Raw genomic sequence first — 15,689 nt, 5'->3', positions numbered from 1 at the left:
TCCTATCTTTCGGAATGTTAGCGGAAGAACTTTGTAGGCTGATTGGGGCTGCCGCCTTTTAAGTACTGAAGAGCTTTCGTTAGCTAAGTTTGTTTTCATAGCTTGGAAAGGCACCGTATGCTGTACGGTGTTTTTTTATGCCAGGCTATTTAGGAGGCTCTTCTTTCGGAACAGCCTAGGTTGGAAGTCCTGAAAAGAAAAGAGGCCGCCATGCTGCGCTCTTATTTATGGCCCAGCCAATTCTCCGGGTTGAGGTTAGCACTGTTGCGCCATACCTGAAACTGTAGCTCGGAAGTGCCTTCGCCGTTGGTATATATGGTGCCAATCTGCTGCCGCATCTGCACTTGCTCACCTTCACTCACGCTCACACTGCGCAGCTTCGCGTATACCGTGAAGTACTCACCGTGCTGAATCATGACAATGTTATTCATACCAGCAATGTTGGCGATGGTGAGTACCTTACCATTGAAAATAGCGCGCACCGGTTCGCCGGCGCTGGTCTGAATGTCAATGCCGCGGTTTTCCACCACCACATGCTTGAGCACGGGGTGCGCGTGCCGGCCAAAGTGCTGGGAGATAAAACCACGCGCCACTGGCCACAATAGCCGGCCACGGTTATCGGCGAAGGAAGAGGAGAGCACCGCAGCTTCGGGCGTGAGCGTTACCCGATCAACACGCTCGGCGGCGGCTACGGCAGCCTCTTCCGCGGCATTGTTGCGGCTGGTGGCGCTTGGGCTGCGACGTGTGCCGCTGTTGCGGGCGGCGGCCGTACGGGCCGCACGAGCGGCCGCGGCGCGGGCCGCGCGGGCAATTTCCTCCCGTACGCGCTGGGCAATCAAATTATCAAGCCGCACGACGGCTTGCTGGCGCTCGGCTAGCTCGCGGCGGAGTTGCTCCTCCTGCTGACTGAGTTGCGTAACAACTTGATCCTGCTGCGTCTTGAGCGTAATCAGGTTGCGGTTTTCGGAAAGCTGGGTGTTGAGCAGGCTGCTTTTCTCCTGCTTTTTTTCCGTAAGGCCCGTGAGCTGCTGCGTCAGGCGCTGCTGCGTGCTGGCAATCTGGGCGGCTTGGTCCCAGCGTACTTCCGAATACTGGCGCACGTAGCGCAGTCGTTGCATAAACTGGTTGAACGACTCCGCCGCAAACAGGAACATGATGCGGTTGTAGCTGTTCGCCGTTTTGGACGAGGCGTATACTAGACGACCGTACTCTTCCTGCAACTGCTTCAGGCTCTGCGAAGTGTGCTGTACTTGCGTTTCCGTCTGCTGCACATCCGATTCGATGTACTTCAACTCCGAGGAAATATTACGGATAACGCCTTGCTGCACCGTCAGCTTTTCCTTCAGGGCGTTGAGCTGGCCCAGGGATGCTTCTTTTTGCTTCTGGGTCTGGGCAAGTATGCGGCTGGTTTCGCTGATGCGCTTCAACGTCGCGCGGCGCTCCCGTTGCAGCTGAGCCTTCGTTTTGGCTGTTGAAGTCGGGCGCCGACGTTGCTGGGCCAATGGCATCGTGACCTGACCTAGGATCAGCAAACCGGCAACCACCCAAATGCCCCAGCTTTTACTTTTTCCGCGCATAACCAGAAGGCACGGAGAACGGAAAAGCCAGACGCTCCTTGTCTACGTCCACGTTGCGGTAGGTGATAGTGGCCGAAGAAGCCGGCCCTTGCGCCTGCTGAATCTGAAGCACCACGTTGTAGGCAAACAGCTGATTGCTAGGCGCGACAGGGCGGAAATCGTTGAAGTCAACCGTGACGTTGTTCTGGCTTTGCGAATCGCGCACGTTGAGCTTCTGGACTTTCTGCTGACCTAGGTTGATCAGTTGCTCCACCAGCAAGCTAGCTTGCTGAAACTGCACCCGCTGGTTGTTCCCTTCCGTCGTGACGGTGGGCGTAGCACCGGCCGGCGCCAGCAGATAGTTGCCGAGCAGGATGGCCTGCACCTGATCGAAAGTGACAGGCACGTTCAGGCGCTGGCTCAGGTAAGCAAAGTCGCCGGCGTAGTACTCGCGCTGTAGCTTGTTGAGTACACGCACCGAGTCGCGGGTGATATAAGCGCGGGCACCTTCAAAACCCGCCACCGAAACCGAGAGCCAGATGATGCTGTCTTTGCGCACTCGCAACGTGATGTTGGCCGTCGGCAGCTTGTTGCCTTCCTGGTCAATCTGCGCCTTGCCCTTGGCGGAGAGGTAGCGGAAATCTACGTTAGTCGCACGGGCAACATCTGCTGCGGGCGCCGAAGTTGTTGGACCTTTCGAAGTAGTGGGAACGGCCTTGCGAGCGCAGCTTCCCATTAGGAAAACCGAGAGAAGCAACACCAGCAGAAAGCATCTATTCATACAGCTTTTTTTCTTTAATCTTACGGTCAACTAAGGGTGATGCACCCCCGATGGCCTTAGCGCGCTGCCATTGTGCCAGCGCTTTTTCTTGGTCGCCCAATTGATAGAGCACATCACCGTAGTGCTCTACGATGGTGGCGTCCTTGGATGTTTTCAGCGCCTTTTCCAGGCTCTGGCGGGCGCCGTTGTAGTCTTTTTGCTTGTAGAGTACCCAAGCGTACGTATCAAGGTAAGTGTCGTTGTCGGGAAATTGCTTGACCAGCTTGCCCGCCATTTCTTTGGCCTTGTCGAGCTTTTCGCCACGCAACGATAGGAAGTAGCTGTAGTTATTCAGCGCCTGCGCGTTGTTGGCGTCGAAAGCTAGGGCCGCTTCGTAGGCAGCATCCGACTTAACGTTGTCCTTCAGCTCGTGGTAAGCATCGCCGAGCTGCGTATTGAACTGCGCCAATAGCTCGGGGTTGTCGGTAGCTAGCTTACGGCCGTATTCCAGCGACTTCACTCCCTTGGCCGGCTGCTTGCTGAGAATATAGCCAACGCCATTGTAGAACCAGAGCGAAGCTTGGTTCGGAAATAACTCCAGCGCCCGCTCCGAATGATGTAGCAGCGAATCCGTCTGGTTCAACTCGGCATCGATGAGCACGACTTGCTGCCACAACTGAAACTTAGAATTATCGAGCTGAATAGCCTTCAGATACGTGTCGCGGGCCTCTTTTTTATGGTCAGTAATCGTCTGGATATCACCAGCCACAGCGTAGGCTTTCGGCTCTTTTGGATGTACCCGCGTTGTGATAGAAGCTAGGTCCAGCGCCGTTTGTTCAAGCTTAGGGTTGGGCAATTGACGGATGTAGTCAACCAGGATATGAACCTTGTCGTCAATGTCCAAGGCCGGACTTTCAAACGCCTGCTTGATCTGCTTTTCCGATTCGGGCGCGTTGCCTTGCTGCCGGTACACGTCGGCCAGAATCATTCGCGCTTGTGGGTTATCGGGGTCCTGCTTAAGGGCTTGCTGCGCTACGCGAATCGCATCGGGGAGGCGGTTATTGGAAGCGTACAGCTCGGCCTGCGCCAACACGTAGCGTATTTCCTCCGGATTTGTGGTAATGAGGGTTTCGCCCTCCTTTAACGCCTTATCGAGGTTGTTCTGCTTCAGATAAATCTGCTGCTTTTTAAACGATACCTCATCAATAGGTCCAAACTGCTTTTCGGCCTGATCAAACGTAGCCAGCGCCTCGTTCAGCTTACCCTGGGCCATGTACAGGTCGGCTAGGTTGAAGAGGTAGTAGCCCGAGTTTGGTACGTCGCGAATGAGGCTGGTATACACCTTGGCCGCTTGGTCGAACTGCTTCTGGCTGGTATAAATCTGGGCCAGTAAGATGTAATAGTAGGCGTTCTTAGGATCTAGCTTTACGGCGGCGTTGGCGAAATTAGTCGCGTCTTTGTAGTTGCCGCTCAGTAAGTTAGTTTCCGCAATCTTGTAGTTGATGGCGGCGTTGCCGGGGTTCAGGGCGTAGGCTTTCAGCAAACGCTCCAACGCCTTATTGTAATCCTCCAGCATCAGGTATTTCACCCCATCCACGAAAAAGGATTCGCTCATCTCGCGGTCCTTTTCCGAAAGGGGCTGCGCCTGCTGCTTCACCGACTCTAGTTCGGCGCGGTGTGCTAGCTCTTTGCGCTCCTTGCGGCTGAGCTTGCGCGGCTTGGGCGTAGCTGCCTCCGAGCCAGCACTGGTCTGCTGCGCATAGCTGGCAGGAACGACCAGTACGCTCAGGAACAGGAAAATAGAAAGTGAAAAACGACTCATGGACGCAAGAGCGCGGACCGTTGTCCGCCATTCGGAAAAGGAGTTAAGCCAACTACGAAACTAGGCAAGCAAAGATCCGCGCTCCTGATAACGTCACAAGCAACAAAAATATCACACGCGCAGCGTGTTATAGTCACCTAGGCTCAGGTCTTTGGGCGTGCTGGCTACGGTAGCGAAGTTACCAATCATTGAGTTAGTTACCGTCGTGTGAAGCACATTAGCCGACTGCTGCACGATAGAATTGGAAACTACCGAGCCGCGTACGTTGGCTTGGTTCCCAATGGAGACGTGCGGTCCTACCACGGAATCGGTGATGATAACGCCCTCGCCGATGTACACCGGCTGAATCAGTACGCTGTTAGTCACCTTGGCGGATTCTGCTACCAGGTTTTCGCCGCGTTCCTGCAAATACTCCAGGTAACGCTGGTTCGTGTACACGGTAGCGTCTTTGTTGCCGCAGTCGAGCCATTCCGTTACGCGGCCAGGCACGAAGGTGGTGCCTTTGTTTTTCATGTTTTCCAAGGCGTTGGTGAGTTGGTACTCCCCTTTGTCCTTGATGTCGTTGTCGAGCAGATATTGAAGCTCGTCGCGCAGGTAAGCACCGTCCTGGAAGTAGTAGATGCCGATGATAGCTAGGTCCGACACGAACTCTTCGGGCTTCTCCACGAAGTCCGTGATTTCGCCGTTATCGTTCAGCTTTACTACGCCGAAAGGCTTCGGGTCATCGACGCGCTGCACCCAGATGGTGCCAGCGGCGGAGCTGTCCAGCGTAAAATCAGCTTTAAATAGAGTATCGGCGAAAGCTACTACTAGTGGGCCGCTGAGCGAATCTTTAGCAGCTAGAATAGCGTGGGCCGTACCTAGGGGCTCGTCCTGGTAATATATAGAGCCTTTGGCGCCCACCGATTCGGCAATCTGCACCAGGCTCTTTTCCACCGTTTCGCCGAAGTGGCCAATGATAAAGGCTACTTCATCGACTTGTTCACCGCACACTTTGGCAATATCTTCCACCAGGCGCTGCACGATGGGTTTGCCTGCAATCGGAATAAGCGGTTTGGGTACCGTAAGTGTGTGTGGACGCATGCGCTTGCCCATGCCGGCCATCGGAACGATGATTTTCATAGTCGTGAAGGTGATAATAGAAGATGTGAGGTGAGATTTTGCTGTGGGCAGGTAAGAAAGGAAATTCTGGCAAAGAAGTGAAACCTGGCAGTAATACGGAAGATGAGCTGAAAGGTCGGCCCAAACCTAGGTATGCTGTGCGCTATTGCATGCCCGTGCTGCCGTAGCCACCTGCGCCGCGTGCTGTTTCGCTTAATTCTTCGGCTGGTTCCCAGGCAATCGTCTCGTGGCGGGCTACCACGAGCTGCGCAATCCGCTCGCCGTCCTGCACCACAAAATCAGTTTCGGAAAGATTGACCAACAGCACTTTCAGCTCGCCGCGGTAGTCGGCGTCGATGGTGCCGGGGCTGTTGACGATGCTGATGCCGTGCTTATACGCCAGGCCGCTGCGGGGCCGCACCTGCATTTCATACCCCACCGGAATGGCCATGAACAGCCCAGTCGGGATGAGGGCGCGTTGCAGGGGCTTCAAGGTAACGGGCTCCGCGAGGTTAGCGTGCACATCAAGGCCGGCCGCGTGTTCCGTCTGGTAGGCTGGTAAAGGGTGGCGCGAGCGATTTATAATAGGAATTTGCATGGATAAATAAGGGGGCAGTTGCCGGGCTTCGCGACAAAGATAGACCGAACCTGATGTCAGGAGCGCCCGCGCGGAAGATTTTGAATGTTTACATGATACAACGCCTCCGAACCTAGGTCTATTTTCTGGTCAGCGCGGGTGTGGGCGTGCTTTTTCGCGGGCGCTCAACCAAATAAATCAGCCCCACGAAAGCTAGGCTAAGTACCGCGTGAAAGGCATGGCGTAGCCAGAAATCAGCTACGGAGATAAACCACGAAACCGCCACCAGCCCAACGGCGAGCAACAGCCAGCTCAGCAGCCGCGCCATTGGATAAGGTACCGGGAAGTGGTAATTGCCTAGGTACCAGCACACGGCCGCCATCATGAAGTAGCAGGCCAGGGTCGTGAGGGCCGAGCCCATGTAGCCGAGCAGCGGAATCAGCAGAAAATTGAGGGCAATGGTGAGCAGGGCGCCGCCGAAGGAAATGTAGGTGCCGAAGTAGGTTTTGTCCGTCAGCTTAAACCACACCGAGAGGTTGTAATAAACACCCAGGAACAGGTTGGCCAGCAGCAGGATAGGAACTACGCTTACGCCTTCGCGGTATTCGGGCCGGCGCAGGAAAAGCAGGCTGAAATCCTCAATATTAATACTGATGAATACGAAAATAACCGCGCAGCTCAGCGTAAACCACTTCATCACCATAGCGAAAGTAGCCGGCGAGTTCTTCTCGGTGCTTTGGGCAAAAAAGAACGGCTCGGCCGCATAGCGGAACGCCTGAATGACGAGCGACATGAAGATGCTGAGCTTGTAGCAAGCGCCGTATACGCCCACCGCCGCCAGACTTGACTGCCCAGGATAGAACCCCTTTGGCAGCCACCAGCCCAACAAAATCCGGTCGAGCGTTTCGTTGACCATACCGGCCAAGCCCATCAGCATAATGGGATAGGCATACTTCAACATCGGCCGCAGCGGCTCTAGGTTCAGGCGGAACCGGAAGTCGGTCAGCTCTTTACCTAGGAGAAGCAAGGTGATGACGCTGGCCGCCAGGTTCGACAAAAACACATAGCCGACGCCTATACTCGGGTTGTAAACAGTTGCTATCAACGGCTTCAAAGCCGTCAGGTACTTGCCCTCCAGTATATCCGGGCAGAGCACGATGAAGAACAGGTTCAGGCCAACGTAGAGCAGAATATTGGTCATGCGGATGGCCGCAAACTTGCCCGCCTTGTTCTCCAGCCGCAGCCTGGCATAGGGAATAGCCGCAAGGGCATCCACACCTAGGATCAGGGCAATCCAGACAGCGTAGATGCTTTGCTCGGGCGGCAGGCTCATGAACTGCATGAGCGGCTTGGCAATGAGCACCAGCAAACCCGACAGCACGATGCTGCTCACAAGCAGCAAGCTGAGCACTTCGTTGTAGAGACGCTTGCGGTCGGTGCCGGGGCGGTTGGCAAAGCGGAAGTAGGTCGTTTCCATGCCGTAGGTGAACAGCACGTTCAGGAACGATACGTAGGCATACAGGCCGGTCACGACGCCGTATTCAGCCGCAGCAAACCGGGCCGTATACACGGGCACCAGCAGATACGACAACACCCGCCCCAGAATACTACTCACGCCGTACACGGCCGTTTGGCCTGCCAGCTTCTTGGCTACACTCATCCGGATAGATTAAAACCTAGGTAGGCCAATGTCAGCGAGACAAACACCTGTAGGGTTACTTTTACTTCTTAATTACCCTTAAAAACCGCCGGGCGCTTCTCCAGAAAGGCGGTGGTGCCTTCGCGGAAATCCTCGGAGCCGCAGCAGCGGCTGAAGGCATTGGCCTCGGCCTGAAAGCCGTGGCGCTCCTGGTCGAAGGCGGCATTCACGCAGTCAATCACCAGCCCGACGGCCAGCGGTGCCTTGGTGAGAATGCGTCCGAGCAATTGTTGGCAGAAGGGGAGGAGTTCCGCGGCCGGCACAACGTGGTTGACGAGACCTAGGCGCAAGGCTTCATCGGCTTTGATCTGGTCGCCGGTCAGCATCAGCTCCAGCGCTTTGCCTTTGTCAATAAGTTGCGTGAGGCGCTGCGTGCCGCCGTAGCCGGGAATCAGACCTAGGTTTACCTCGGGCTGACCAAAGCGGGCGTTTTCGGACGCCACGCGCATGTGGCAGGCCATGGCCAGTTCGCAGCCGCCGCCCAGCGCAAAGCCATTCACGGCGGCAATAACCGGCTTCGGGCTTTCCTCAATCAGGCAAAATGCTTCCTGGCCGCGCTCCGCCGCCCGGCGGCCGGTAATTTCGTTTAACCCCGCCAGTTCGGCAATATCAGCGCCGGCCACGAAGGCTTTTTCGCCGCTGCCCGTCAGGATGATGCCGCGTACCTGCGCATCATCCAGCGCCTCCTGCATGGCGTGGCGGATGTCCTCAATGGTTGCGGCGTTCAGCGCGTTCAGCTTGGTTGGGCGGTTCAGGGTAATAGTCAGAATGCCCGAAGTGCCATCCAGCGCATACAGAAGGTTTTCGAAAAGAGCCATAAAGAGCAAAAGCTAGGTCAGATTAGGAGCAAAGATAGAAGCAAAACAGTGGCAGTTTGTTGGCCCGCTACGTGCCTGACCCGGCTGGTTCAGGAGCACTATAGCCGTGTTGGCAGCCCTCTGTCAAGCCTTAACCTAGGATATAGCGCATATGACTTCTTAATCATTACATTTACCTCAACCGTTATTCGCTCACCTTTAAAACACTAAAAGCTAATGGGTTTCATAACAGAATTCAAGGAATTTATTTCCAAGGGAAATGTGCTGGACCTGGCTGTCGGCGTTATCATTGGCGCAGCTTTCGGCAAGATTGTAACCTCGCTCACCGAGGATATCCTGATGCCAGTCCTAGGTTTAGTAACCGGCGGCATCGACTTCAAGAACTGGTTCTTCGCCCTGAACGGGCAATCTTACAAAACCATTGAGGATGCAAAAACGGCCGGAGCAGCTACCATCAACTATGGCCTGTTTCTGAATGCCATTTTCTATTTTATCATCATTGCTTTCTGCGTATTCCTGCTCGTAAAAGTAGCTAACCGAGTCAAGCTGCGGCCCCTAGCGGCCCCGGTCGTTGAGCCAGGGCCCACGAAAGAGCAGGTACTGCTGGCCGAAATCCGTGACGCGCTGCGCAACGGTAGCAGCAGGAAATAATAAGTCTATCAACTCGTTGTCTTTTTGCTGTAATTTGAAACTAAGTTCATGGGTTGCCCGTTGCCGGCTTGCATAGGGTTGGGCGTTGCCAGTTCTGCCACACAACGACTCAGCCGTTACTTCCCAGTTGCATGAAAAAACTGATTGCTGCTACCTCCCTGGCGGCTTTGCTCTTTATTCCGCGCGTGCAGGCTCAAACCTCAGATTCGCGCTCGACCTCTGTTATGCAGGGTGCCCCGGGCATGGAGTCCAGCGCGCGCAAGTCCAAGAAAAAAGATTCAGCAACGGATATTGCGCGCATGCAACGGCGCATGAGCATGAACCCCGATCAGGTAAAGCGCGACCAGCAGATGGAAATTTTGGAGGCTCGATCAGGGGGAACTTCCAACACGAGCTTCGGGCGGGCGGCTGGTCCAGCCCGCCAGTTTGAGAAAGGCAATGGGGGGTTCACGGTGCGCAAGTTCAGAGACAACCGCATCGGTACTGCCCGCCAAAAACGCGGCCAAACCCGGCCAGCGCCCGGTATCGATCCGAAAGGCAAGCCTCTCGTACACAAGCACAGGAAGAAGCATCACTTCTTGTTTTTCTAAGACATCAAAAAAAGCTCCGGCAATACTGCCGGAGCTTTTTTTGATCTTATTACTGCCGTAGTAGAAGTTAATTCGTGTCAGAATTTCGCCGTGAGTCCAAACTTTAGGTACGTCATATCATAGCCGGCTTCTGCAAAAACACCTAGGTTGTTGGTGACAAAATAGCGGCCACCTAAGAAGATACCGGTAGCCAGGTGCAAGCCTTGGTCGTTGTAGACGTCTCGCGCTACAGAATTAGCATTACTATTTGAATACGTGTTGAGGCGGACACCTAAGGTCAGTCCTGCGTACGTGTCTATTTGCGGATTATCAGTAAGGTTGTAGTGGTAAGACCCACGCGCCATTAATAGCACATCTGTCCAGCTGGCTCTATAATCCGTCTTCGGAAAATCATAGTAGTAATGCTTGTAGCCAAGTAGGCCGCCTACGCTGAGGGTACCCGGACCGAAGCTGTCGGTGATGCCTCGCTCATACGACACACTCAGAGCTGGCGACTGACTTACGCTGCCAAAAACATCGTAGCCATGATTCGCTCCTAATAATCCAAGACCAACGTTCACAGCCGTGTTGCCAGAATGAAAAGTAGACGTTGTCTGTGGCTCATACATTGTGTTGAGCACCGTCTGTACCTGCGTAACGCCTTTCTGAAGGGTTGTTGGCTCTTGAGACGCAGGGGGGGGAGCTGCCTTTGTCGAAGAGCTAGCCCCAGTAGATTTTGCCGCCTCTTTTTTGGAAACTGTAGTCGACTTAGCAGGCTTCTTAGTTTGCGCGAGTGCCACGAAGCTAGCTTGCAAGAAGAAAAGAATGAGTAGCCGAGCGGCGAGCTTTTTCGTCATAACCTAGAATGGTAAGTTGAGCTTCGGCTCAAACAGATCCTAGTATACGCTCTGCTGGCCGTTGATAGTACAAATCTACTGACTTAATCTCTGCCAGCCGGAGCGAGATGCTTATAAAAGCCAAAGCCCCAACGGCATCCGTTGGGGCTTTGGTATAAGTTGCACGCTGAAATCACTTGTTTACAGCGTACGCTTAATTTCCTTCTCTTCGAAGCCTTCAATATTGTCACCTTCCTGAAGGTCACTGAAGCCCTTAACGCTGATACCGCATTCGTAGCCTTGGCGTACTTCCGACACATCGTCTTTGAAGCGCTTCAGGTCCTGAATATCGCCCGTGTGCAGTACAATACCGTCGCGCACAACCCGTACCTTGGTTTTGCGGGTGAACGTACCATCGGTCACCATACAGCCACCAATCGTACCCACTTTGGTGATGTGGAACACCTGACGCACTTCGGCGTTGGCAACCACCACTTCTTGCACCGTCGGAGCCAGCATGCCTTCCATGGCATCCTTCACCTCGTTGATGGCATTGTAGATGATCGAGTAGAGGCGGATGTCAATCTGCTCTTGCTCAGCCAGCTTACGCGCACTCTGCGAAGGACGAACCTGGAAGCCGATGATGATGGCATCCGAAGCCGAAGCCAGCAGCACGTCCGATTCGGAGATGGCACCTACCCCTTTGCTGAGGATGTTTACCTTCACTTCCGGCGTGCTCAGTTTGAGCAGCGAGTCCGAGAGAGCTTCTACCGAACCGTCCACGTCGCCTTTTACCAGCACGTTCAACTCCTTGAACGAGCCAATTGCCAGACGGCGACCAATCTCGTCGAGGGTGATGTGCTTCTTGGTACGCATGCTCTGTTCGCGGGTAAGCTGCTGACGCTGGGTGGCTAGCTCGCGAGCTTCGCGTTCCGTTTCCATCACCTGAATCTTGTCGCCAGCCTGTGGCGCGCCAGTTAGGCCAAGCACCTGCACCGGCGTGGCTGGCCCAGCCTGCTTCATTTTCTTGCCACGGTGGTCAGTCATCGCTTTCACGCGGCCATAGTGCGGACCAGCCAGCACGATGTCGCCAACGCGCAGCGTACCCGTTTGCACTAGTACCGTCGTTACGTAGCCGCGGCCTTTATCCAGAGAGGCTTCAATAACGGTACCCACTGCGTTGCGGTCAGGGTTGGCTTTCAACTCCAGCAGTTCTGCTTCGAGCAGTACCTTCTCCAGCAAGTCTTCCACGCCGAGTCCCGACTTTGCCGATACTTCTTGCGACTGGTACTTACCACCCCATTCTTCCACCAGGATATTGATAGCCGACAGCTCTTCCCGAATTTTGTCCGCGTTGGCCGATGGCTTATCAATCTTGTTGAACGCAATTACGATCGGCACACCGGCAGCCTGTGCGTGGTTGATGGCTTCCTTAGTCTGCGGCATCACCGAATCGTCAGCAGCTACCACGATGATGGCAATGTCCGTCACCTTCGCACCACGAGCACGCATAGCGGTAAAGGCTTCGTGACCCGGAGTATCTAGGAAGGTAACACGCTTGCCTGAAGCTGTCATTACGTCGTAAGCACCGATGTGCTGCGTGATACCACCAGCTTCGCCTTTGGCTACGCTAGCACTGCGGATGTAGTCAAGCAGCGACGTTTTACCGTGGTCGACGTGACCCATGATCGTTACAATCGGGGCGCGTGGCTGTAAGTCTTCGTCTGCGTCTTCAACACCTAGGTCGGCTTCTTCTTCCTCCGCCGACAGGAACTCTACATCATAGCCAAACTCGTCGGCAATGACCGTAATAGCTTCCGCATCGAGGCGTTGGTTGATCGAGACGAACATACCCATGCCGAGGCATATCTTAATGACTTCGTTCACCGACACGTCCATCAGCGAAGCTAGGTCGTTGGCTGAGATAAACTCAGTAACCTTAAGGGTCTTCGAGGCTAGCTCATTCTGCTGGCGCTGCAAGTCAGCAGCTTCAGCTGCGCCAGCGCGCTTATCGCGGCGATATTTAGCGCGGTTGTTCTGAGCGCCACCTCGGCCACCACTCAGCTTAGCGAGTGTTGCCTTAATCTGCTCCTGAATCTGACGCTCGTTTTGCTCGGGCGTTGTAGCTGGAACAACCGGACGAGGAGCATTTGAGTTACCTTGGCTTGGGCGGCCACCTTGATTGCCAGTGCGCTGCTGCCCTGGGCCACCTGGCCGTTGCTGCCCCGGTGCATTGTGCGGACGGTTGCCTTGACCCTGCTGACCTCCCTGACCTTGGCTACCACCTTGCTGCCCACCAGTATTGGCGGCTCCAGGCGTAGGAAGGCGCTGACGCTTCTTCTTGGCATCCGCAGCGCTAAGGCCGCTCTTGCGCACGTCGGAAGAAGCCACAGGGCGGCGGTTGTTGCCTCCACCGCTACGGCGGGAAGAATCAACCGGCAACTCGATCTTTCCTAGCACAGTAAGGCCTTTCAGCTGATCGGCTTTGGCTACAATCGTGCTGGTGTCTTCTGGTGCAGTTGGGTTTTCAGTCACTGGTGCAGCCGGTGTTGGTGCAGCTGCAGCAGGAGGAGCCGCTGCCGGCATGGGCGCTGGTTGTGCTGCAGGTTGAGCTACTACTGCTGGAGCCGGTTGCGGAGGTGTAGCAGGCTGGGGTGTAGGTGCTGCCTTAGCTTCTACAGTTGGTTGAGCAGCGGGCGCAGCTACAGGGGCTGGTGTCGGTGCCGGGCGGGGCTCGGCGGGCCTAACTACTGGAGCAGCTGGTGCAGCCTGAGCAGGTGCAGGCGCGCTGGCTGCCGGACGCGGTGGTACTGGCCGGCCTTTCGCATCAAGCTCAATCTTACCAAGCACTTTCAGACCGGGTGTCCGGGGTGCCTCAGCTGGTGCAGGTGTTGAGGCTGCGGGAGCTGGGGTAGGTGCTGGAGCGGCCGGAGCCGGAGCAGGCGTATAAACAGGAACAGCCGGTTGCGATGCAGCAACCGGTGCAGGCCGTGCCGCTGGGGCAGCCGGCTTCGGTTCTTCGACTGGTTTGGGAGCGGGAGCAGCGGTAACAACGGGCGCAGCTACGCTACCGTTAGCTTTAGGAGCTACGGGTTCAGGGCGAGGTGGGGTGGCCTCTAACTCGCTCTGGCGCTTGGCCTGGCTGAGCTTAGAGGCTTCGATCTTATCTTGCGCCGACGACTCAAAGGCTTTGTTGAGCAGCGAAACCTGCTCAGAGGTTAGCTTCGTCGTGGGTTTGTTTTCGATCTGATGCCCTTTTCCCGCCAGAAAGTCTACGATAGTAGACAAGCCGATGTTCAGGTCTTTGGCTGCCTGCTGTAGCCGTTTGGGTGTTGCTTCCGCCATTCTATGCTCGCGAACGATACTCGTATTCAGTTGCAAAGGTACTACATTAAATCTTGCCGAACGGCGTTAAATCACGCCATGTAGCTTGATTTAACGCCGTTACCGGACCGGCCGCCGCACACTCATTGCGCGTCGCCGGAATTTGCCTCTTCTTCGGAATCCTCAAATTCCTGTCGGATGATGCGGAAGACGTCTTCTACAGTCTCTTCTTCCAACTCCGTCCGGCGTACTATATCTTCTTTACTTACGGCCAAAACAGCCCGGCCAGTGTCTAGGCCGATCTTCTTAAATTCGGCCAGAACCCAAGGCTCAATCTCGTCCTGGAACTCGTCCAGCGCGATATCCTCGTCGTAGTCCTCGGCTTCCCGGAACACGTCGATTTCCATTCCAACCAGCCGGCTGGCTAGCTTGATGTTAGCACCGCCGCGGCCGATAGCCAGACTTACCTGGTCTGGCTTTAAGAACACCGAAACCCGGCCAGTTTGTTCATTGATCTTCATCGAGCCAATTTTAGCCGGCGATAAAGCCCGCTGAATATAAAGCTCAAGATTGTCAGTGTAGTTGATGACGTCGATGTTTTCGTTCTCCAGCTCCCGCACGACAGCATGGATGCGTGAACCTTTCATACCGACGCAAGCGCCTACTGGGTCAATGCGGTCGTCGTAGCTTTCAACGGCTACCTTGGCCCGCTCACCCGGCTCCCGCACGATGTTCTTGATGGTGATAAGACCATCAAAAATCTCTGGCACTTCCTGCTCGAACAAGCGCTCCAGAAAAGCCGGGGCAGCCCGCGATAAGATGATCTTGGGCGTACCATTGATTACCTCTACACGGTGTACAACGGCACGTACTGTGTCACCTTTGCGGTAGCGGTCCTTCGGGATCTGCTCCGATTTTGGTAGAACCAGCTCATTCTCCTCTTTATCCAAGATGAGGGCCTCACGGCTCCACACCTGGTACACTTCGCCGGTAATAATCTCTCCAACCTGGTCTTTATACTGCTGGTAAAGATTGTCTCGCTCTAGGTCTTTCACGCGCTGAATCAGCGTCTGACGGGCCATGAGCACAGCGCGACGGCCAAAGTCCTCCAGCTTCACTTCCTCGGCAACTTGCTCGCCTACTTCGTAGTCGGGCTCGATCTTTTTGGCCTCTTCCAGCGGAATCTTATCGAAGTCCCAGATATCTTCTGAGTCATCATCCACGATTTCGCGGTTGCGGTAGATTTCTAGGTCGCCCTTGTCCACGTTCAGGATGACGTCGAAGTTCTCATCGGTCGTGTACTTCTTCCGAATCATCGTGCGGAACACGTCCTCCAGGATGCTCATCATCGTGGGACGGTCGATGTTCTTGGAGCGAGCGAACTCGGCAAACGATTCGATTAAGACGTGACTGTTCATTGTAGAAATTGATGATTGTTAAATTGTTGGCGGTTGAACAGCTGAGAACCTAGGTGGCAAGCAGCCAGTTAACCATGCAACTATTTACTTAAACGAAATAACCACTTTAGCTTCCTTTATATCCGCGTACGGAATGAAGGCCGCTGGTAAGGTTTTCTTCTTATTCTTCTCTTTTATTACTTCCGTCAGCTGAATGCCAGTGGCATCGGATGCCTCCAGCGTGCCGGTTTTCTCGGTGCCATCTGCCATTTTCAGGCTGAGGCTACGGCCAGCATGGCGCATATACTGGCGTGGGTCGCTCAATGGTTGGTCGGCGCCGGGCGATGTGACTTCTAGCGTGTAGCTAGCTTCTTCGCCGTACGCGTCATCAATGCGACGGGCCAGACGCCGACTAACCTGCGCGCATTCATCAATGCCTACACCTTGCTCGCCATCCAGAACTGCCGTGACTTTGGGGCGAACGGCCGAATCGGATATGGAAAGGCTTACAACAAAAAGGTCCAGACCAGCAAGGCTGTCCTGAAGCATCTCGTTAAGCTGGGCGGGAGAGAATTTCAT

The 15,689-nt window shown here is 55.0% G+C and carries 13 protein-coding genes; 2 read left to right on the top strand and 11 right to left on the bottom strand.

Annotated elements, in window-relative coordinates:
- Positions 1-221: 221 nt before the first annotated feature.
- The 7 genes from IEX74_RS03580 to IEX74_RS03550 all read right to left on the bottom strand — a co-directional run bounded on the left by IEX74_RS03580 (position 222) and on the right by IEX74_RS03550 (position 8,333).
- Positions 222-1,577 (bottom strand): murein hydrolase activator EnvC family protein, encoded by a 1,356-nt coding sequence (locus IEX74_RS03580; RefSeq protein WP_229755100.1) that lies wholly within the window; start codon positions 1,575-1,577, stop codon positions 222-224.
- Positions 1,561-2,337, bottom strand: a complete 777-nt coding sequence (gene lolB1, locus IEX74_RS03575) for a lipoprotein insertase outer membrane protein LolB1 (protein ID WP_505678177.1) — start codon at positions 2,335-2,337, stop codon at positions 1,561-1,563. Before lolB1 ends, IEX74_RS03580 begins: the two co-directional genes overlap by 17 nt.
- Complete coding sequence (locus tag IEX74_RS03570; protein ID WP_188810979.1) at positions 2,330-4,138, bottom strand: tetratricopeptide repeat protein; 1,809 nt, start codon at positions 4,136-4,138, stop codon at positions 2,330-2,332. Before IEX74_RS03570 ends, lolB1 begins: the two co-directional genes overlap by 8 nt.
- A 111-nt stretch (positions 4,139-4,249) precedes the next feature.
- Positions 4,250-5,260, bottom strand: coding sequence for a sugar nucleotidyltransferase (locus IEX74_RS03565; RefSeq protein ID WP_188810977.1), 1,011 nt, complete (start codon positions 5,258-5,260; stop codon positions 4,250-4,252).
- Between the two features lie 142 nt (positions 5,261-5,402).
- The gene (dut, locus tag IEX74_RS03560; RefSeq protein ID WP_188810975.1) at positions 5,403-5,837 is read right to left on the bottom strand and encodes a dUTP diphosphatase; all 435 of its coding nucleotides are present in this window, start codon (positions 5,835-5,837) and stop codon (positions 5,403-5,405) included.
- Positions 5,838-5,955: 118 nt separating this feature from the next.
- Positions 5,956-7,476: a lipopolysaccharide biosynthesis protein gene (locus IEX74_RS03555; RefSeq protein ID WP_188810973.1), complete on the bottom strand. Its 1,521-nt coding sequence runs from the start codon at positions 7,474-7,476 to the stop codon at positions 5,956-5,958.
- A gap of 68 nt (positions 7,477-7,544) precedes the next feature.
- Entirely contained in the window at positions 7,545-8,333 is a 789-nt protein-coding gene (locus IEX74_RS03550; RefSeq protein ID WP_188810971.1) for an enoyl-CoA hydratase/isomerase family protein, read from the bottom strand.
- A 216-nt stretch (positions 8,334-8,549) separates the two neighbouring features.
- On the opposite strand from IEX74_RS03550, the gene mscL reads away from it, so the two are divergent.
- A complete protein-coding gene (mscL, locus tag IEX74_RS03545) occupies positions 8,550-8,984 on the top strand; it encodes a large conductance mechanosensitive channel protein MscL (protein ID WP_188810969.1) in 435 nt (144 codons plus the stop codon).
- Positions 8,985-9,115: 131 nt separating this feature from the next.
- Positions 9,116-9,574, top strand: coding sequence for a hypothetical protein (locus tag IEX74_RS03540; RefSeq protein WP_188810967.1), 459 nt, complete (start codon positions 9,116-9,118; stop codon positions 9,572-9,574).
- Between the two features lie 77 nt (positions 9,575-9,651).
- Here the strand turns inward: IEX74_RS03540 and IEX74_RS03535 are convergent, their stop codons facing one another.
- From IEX74_RS03535 to rimP, 4 genes are all read right to left on the bottom strand, one after another.
- Positions 9,652-10,134: a hypothetical protein gene (locus IEX74_RS03535; RefSeq protein ID WP_188810966.1), complete on the bottom strand. Its 483-nt coding sequence runs from the start codon at positions 10,132-10,134 to the stop codon at positions 9,652-9,654.
- Positions 10,135-10,590: 456 nt separating this feature from the next.
- On the bottom strand, positions 10,591-13,734 hold the full coding sequence (gene infB, locus IEX74_RS03530) for a translation initiation factor IF-2 (RefSeq protein WP_188810964.1): 3,144 nt from the start codon (positions 13,732-13,734) through the stop codon (positions 10,591-10,593).
- Between the two features lie 122 nt (positions 13,735-13,856).
- The gene (gene nusA, locus IEX74_RS03525) at positions 13,857-15,131 is read right to left on the bottom strand and encodes a transcription termination factor NusA (protein ID WP_188810962.1); all 1,275 of its coding nucleotides are present in this window, start codon (positions 15,129-15,131) and stop codon (positions 13,857-13,859) included.
- Between the two features lie 84 nt (positions 15,132-15,215).
- Positions 15,216-15,689 (bottom strand): ribosome maturation factor RimP, encoded by a 474-nt coding sequence (rimP, locus tag IEX74_RS03520; RefSeq protein ID WP_229755099.1) that lies wholly within the window; start codon positions 15,687-15,689, stop codon positions 15,216-15,218.

Origin of the sequence: Hymenobacter cavernae, assembly GCF_014641455.1 — a bacterium.
In the GTDB taxonomy this organism is placed as follows: domain Bacteria; phylum Bacteroidota; class Bacteroidia; order Cytophagales; family Hymenobacteraceae; genus Hymenobacter; species Hymenobacter cavernae.
The sequence above is the reverse complement of the archived record's forward strand: the minus strand, read 5'-3'. Positions and strand labels throughout refer to the sequence as shown.

Excerpts from the sequence above, each read along its gene's own strand:
- rimP (WP_229755099.1), bottom strand. The coding sequence starts at position 15,689 with ATGAAATTCTCTCCCGCCCAGCTTAACGAGATGCTTCAGGACAGCCTT.
- lolB1 (WP_505678177.1), bottom strand. The coding sequence starts at position 2,337 with ATGAATAGATGCTTTCTGCTGGTGTTGCTTCTCTCGGTTTTCCTAATG.
- IEX74_RS03570 (WP_188810979.1), bottom strand. The coding sequence starts at position 4,138 with ATGAGTCGTTTTTCACTTTCTATTTTCCTGTTCCTGAGCGTACTGGTC.
- IEX74_RS03580 (WP_229755100.1), bottom strand. The coding sequence starts at position 1,577 with ATGCGCGGAAAAAGTAAAAGCTGGGGCATTTGGGTGGTTGCCGGTTTG.
- infB (WP_188810964.1), bottom strand. The coding sequence starts at position 13,734 with ATGGCGGAAGCAACACCCAAACGGCTACAGCAGGCAGCCAAAGACCTG.
- nusA (WP_188810962.1), bottom strand. The coding sequence starts at position 15,131 with ATGAACAGTCACGTCTTAATCGAATCGTTTGCCGAGTTCGCTCGCTCC.
- dut (WP_188810975.1), bottom strand. The coding sequence starts at position 5,837 with ATGCAAATTCCTATTATAAATCGCTCGCGCCACCCTTTACCAGCCTAC.
- IEX74_RS03550 (WP_188810971.1), bottom strand. The coding sequence starts at position 8,333 with ATGGCTCTTTTCGAAAACCTTCTGTATGCGCTGGATGGCACTTCGGGC.
- mscL (WP_188810969.1), top strand. The coding sequence starts at position 8,550 with ATGGGTTTCATAACAGAATTCAAGGAATTTATTTCCAAGGGAAATGTG.
- IEX74_RS03540 (WP_188810967.1), top strand. The coding sequence starts at position 9,116 with ATGAAAAAACTGATTGCTGCTACCTCCCTGGCGGCTTTGCTCTTTATT.
- IEX74_RS03555 (WP_188810973.1), bottom strand. The coding sequence starts at position 7,476 with ATGAGTGTAGCCAAGAAGCTGGCAGGCCAAACGGCCGTGTACGGCGTG.
- IEX74_RS03565 (WP_188810977.1), bottom strand. The coding sequence starts at position 5,260 with ATGAAAATCATCGTTCCGATGGCCGGCATGGGCAAGCGCATGCGTCCA.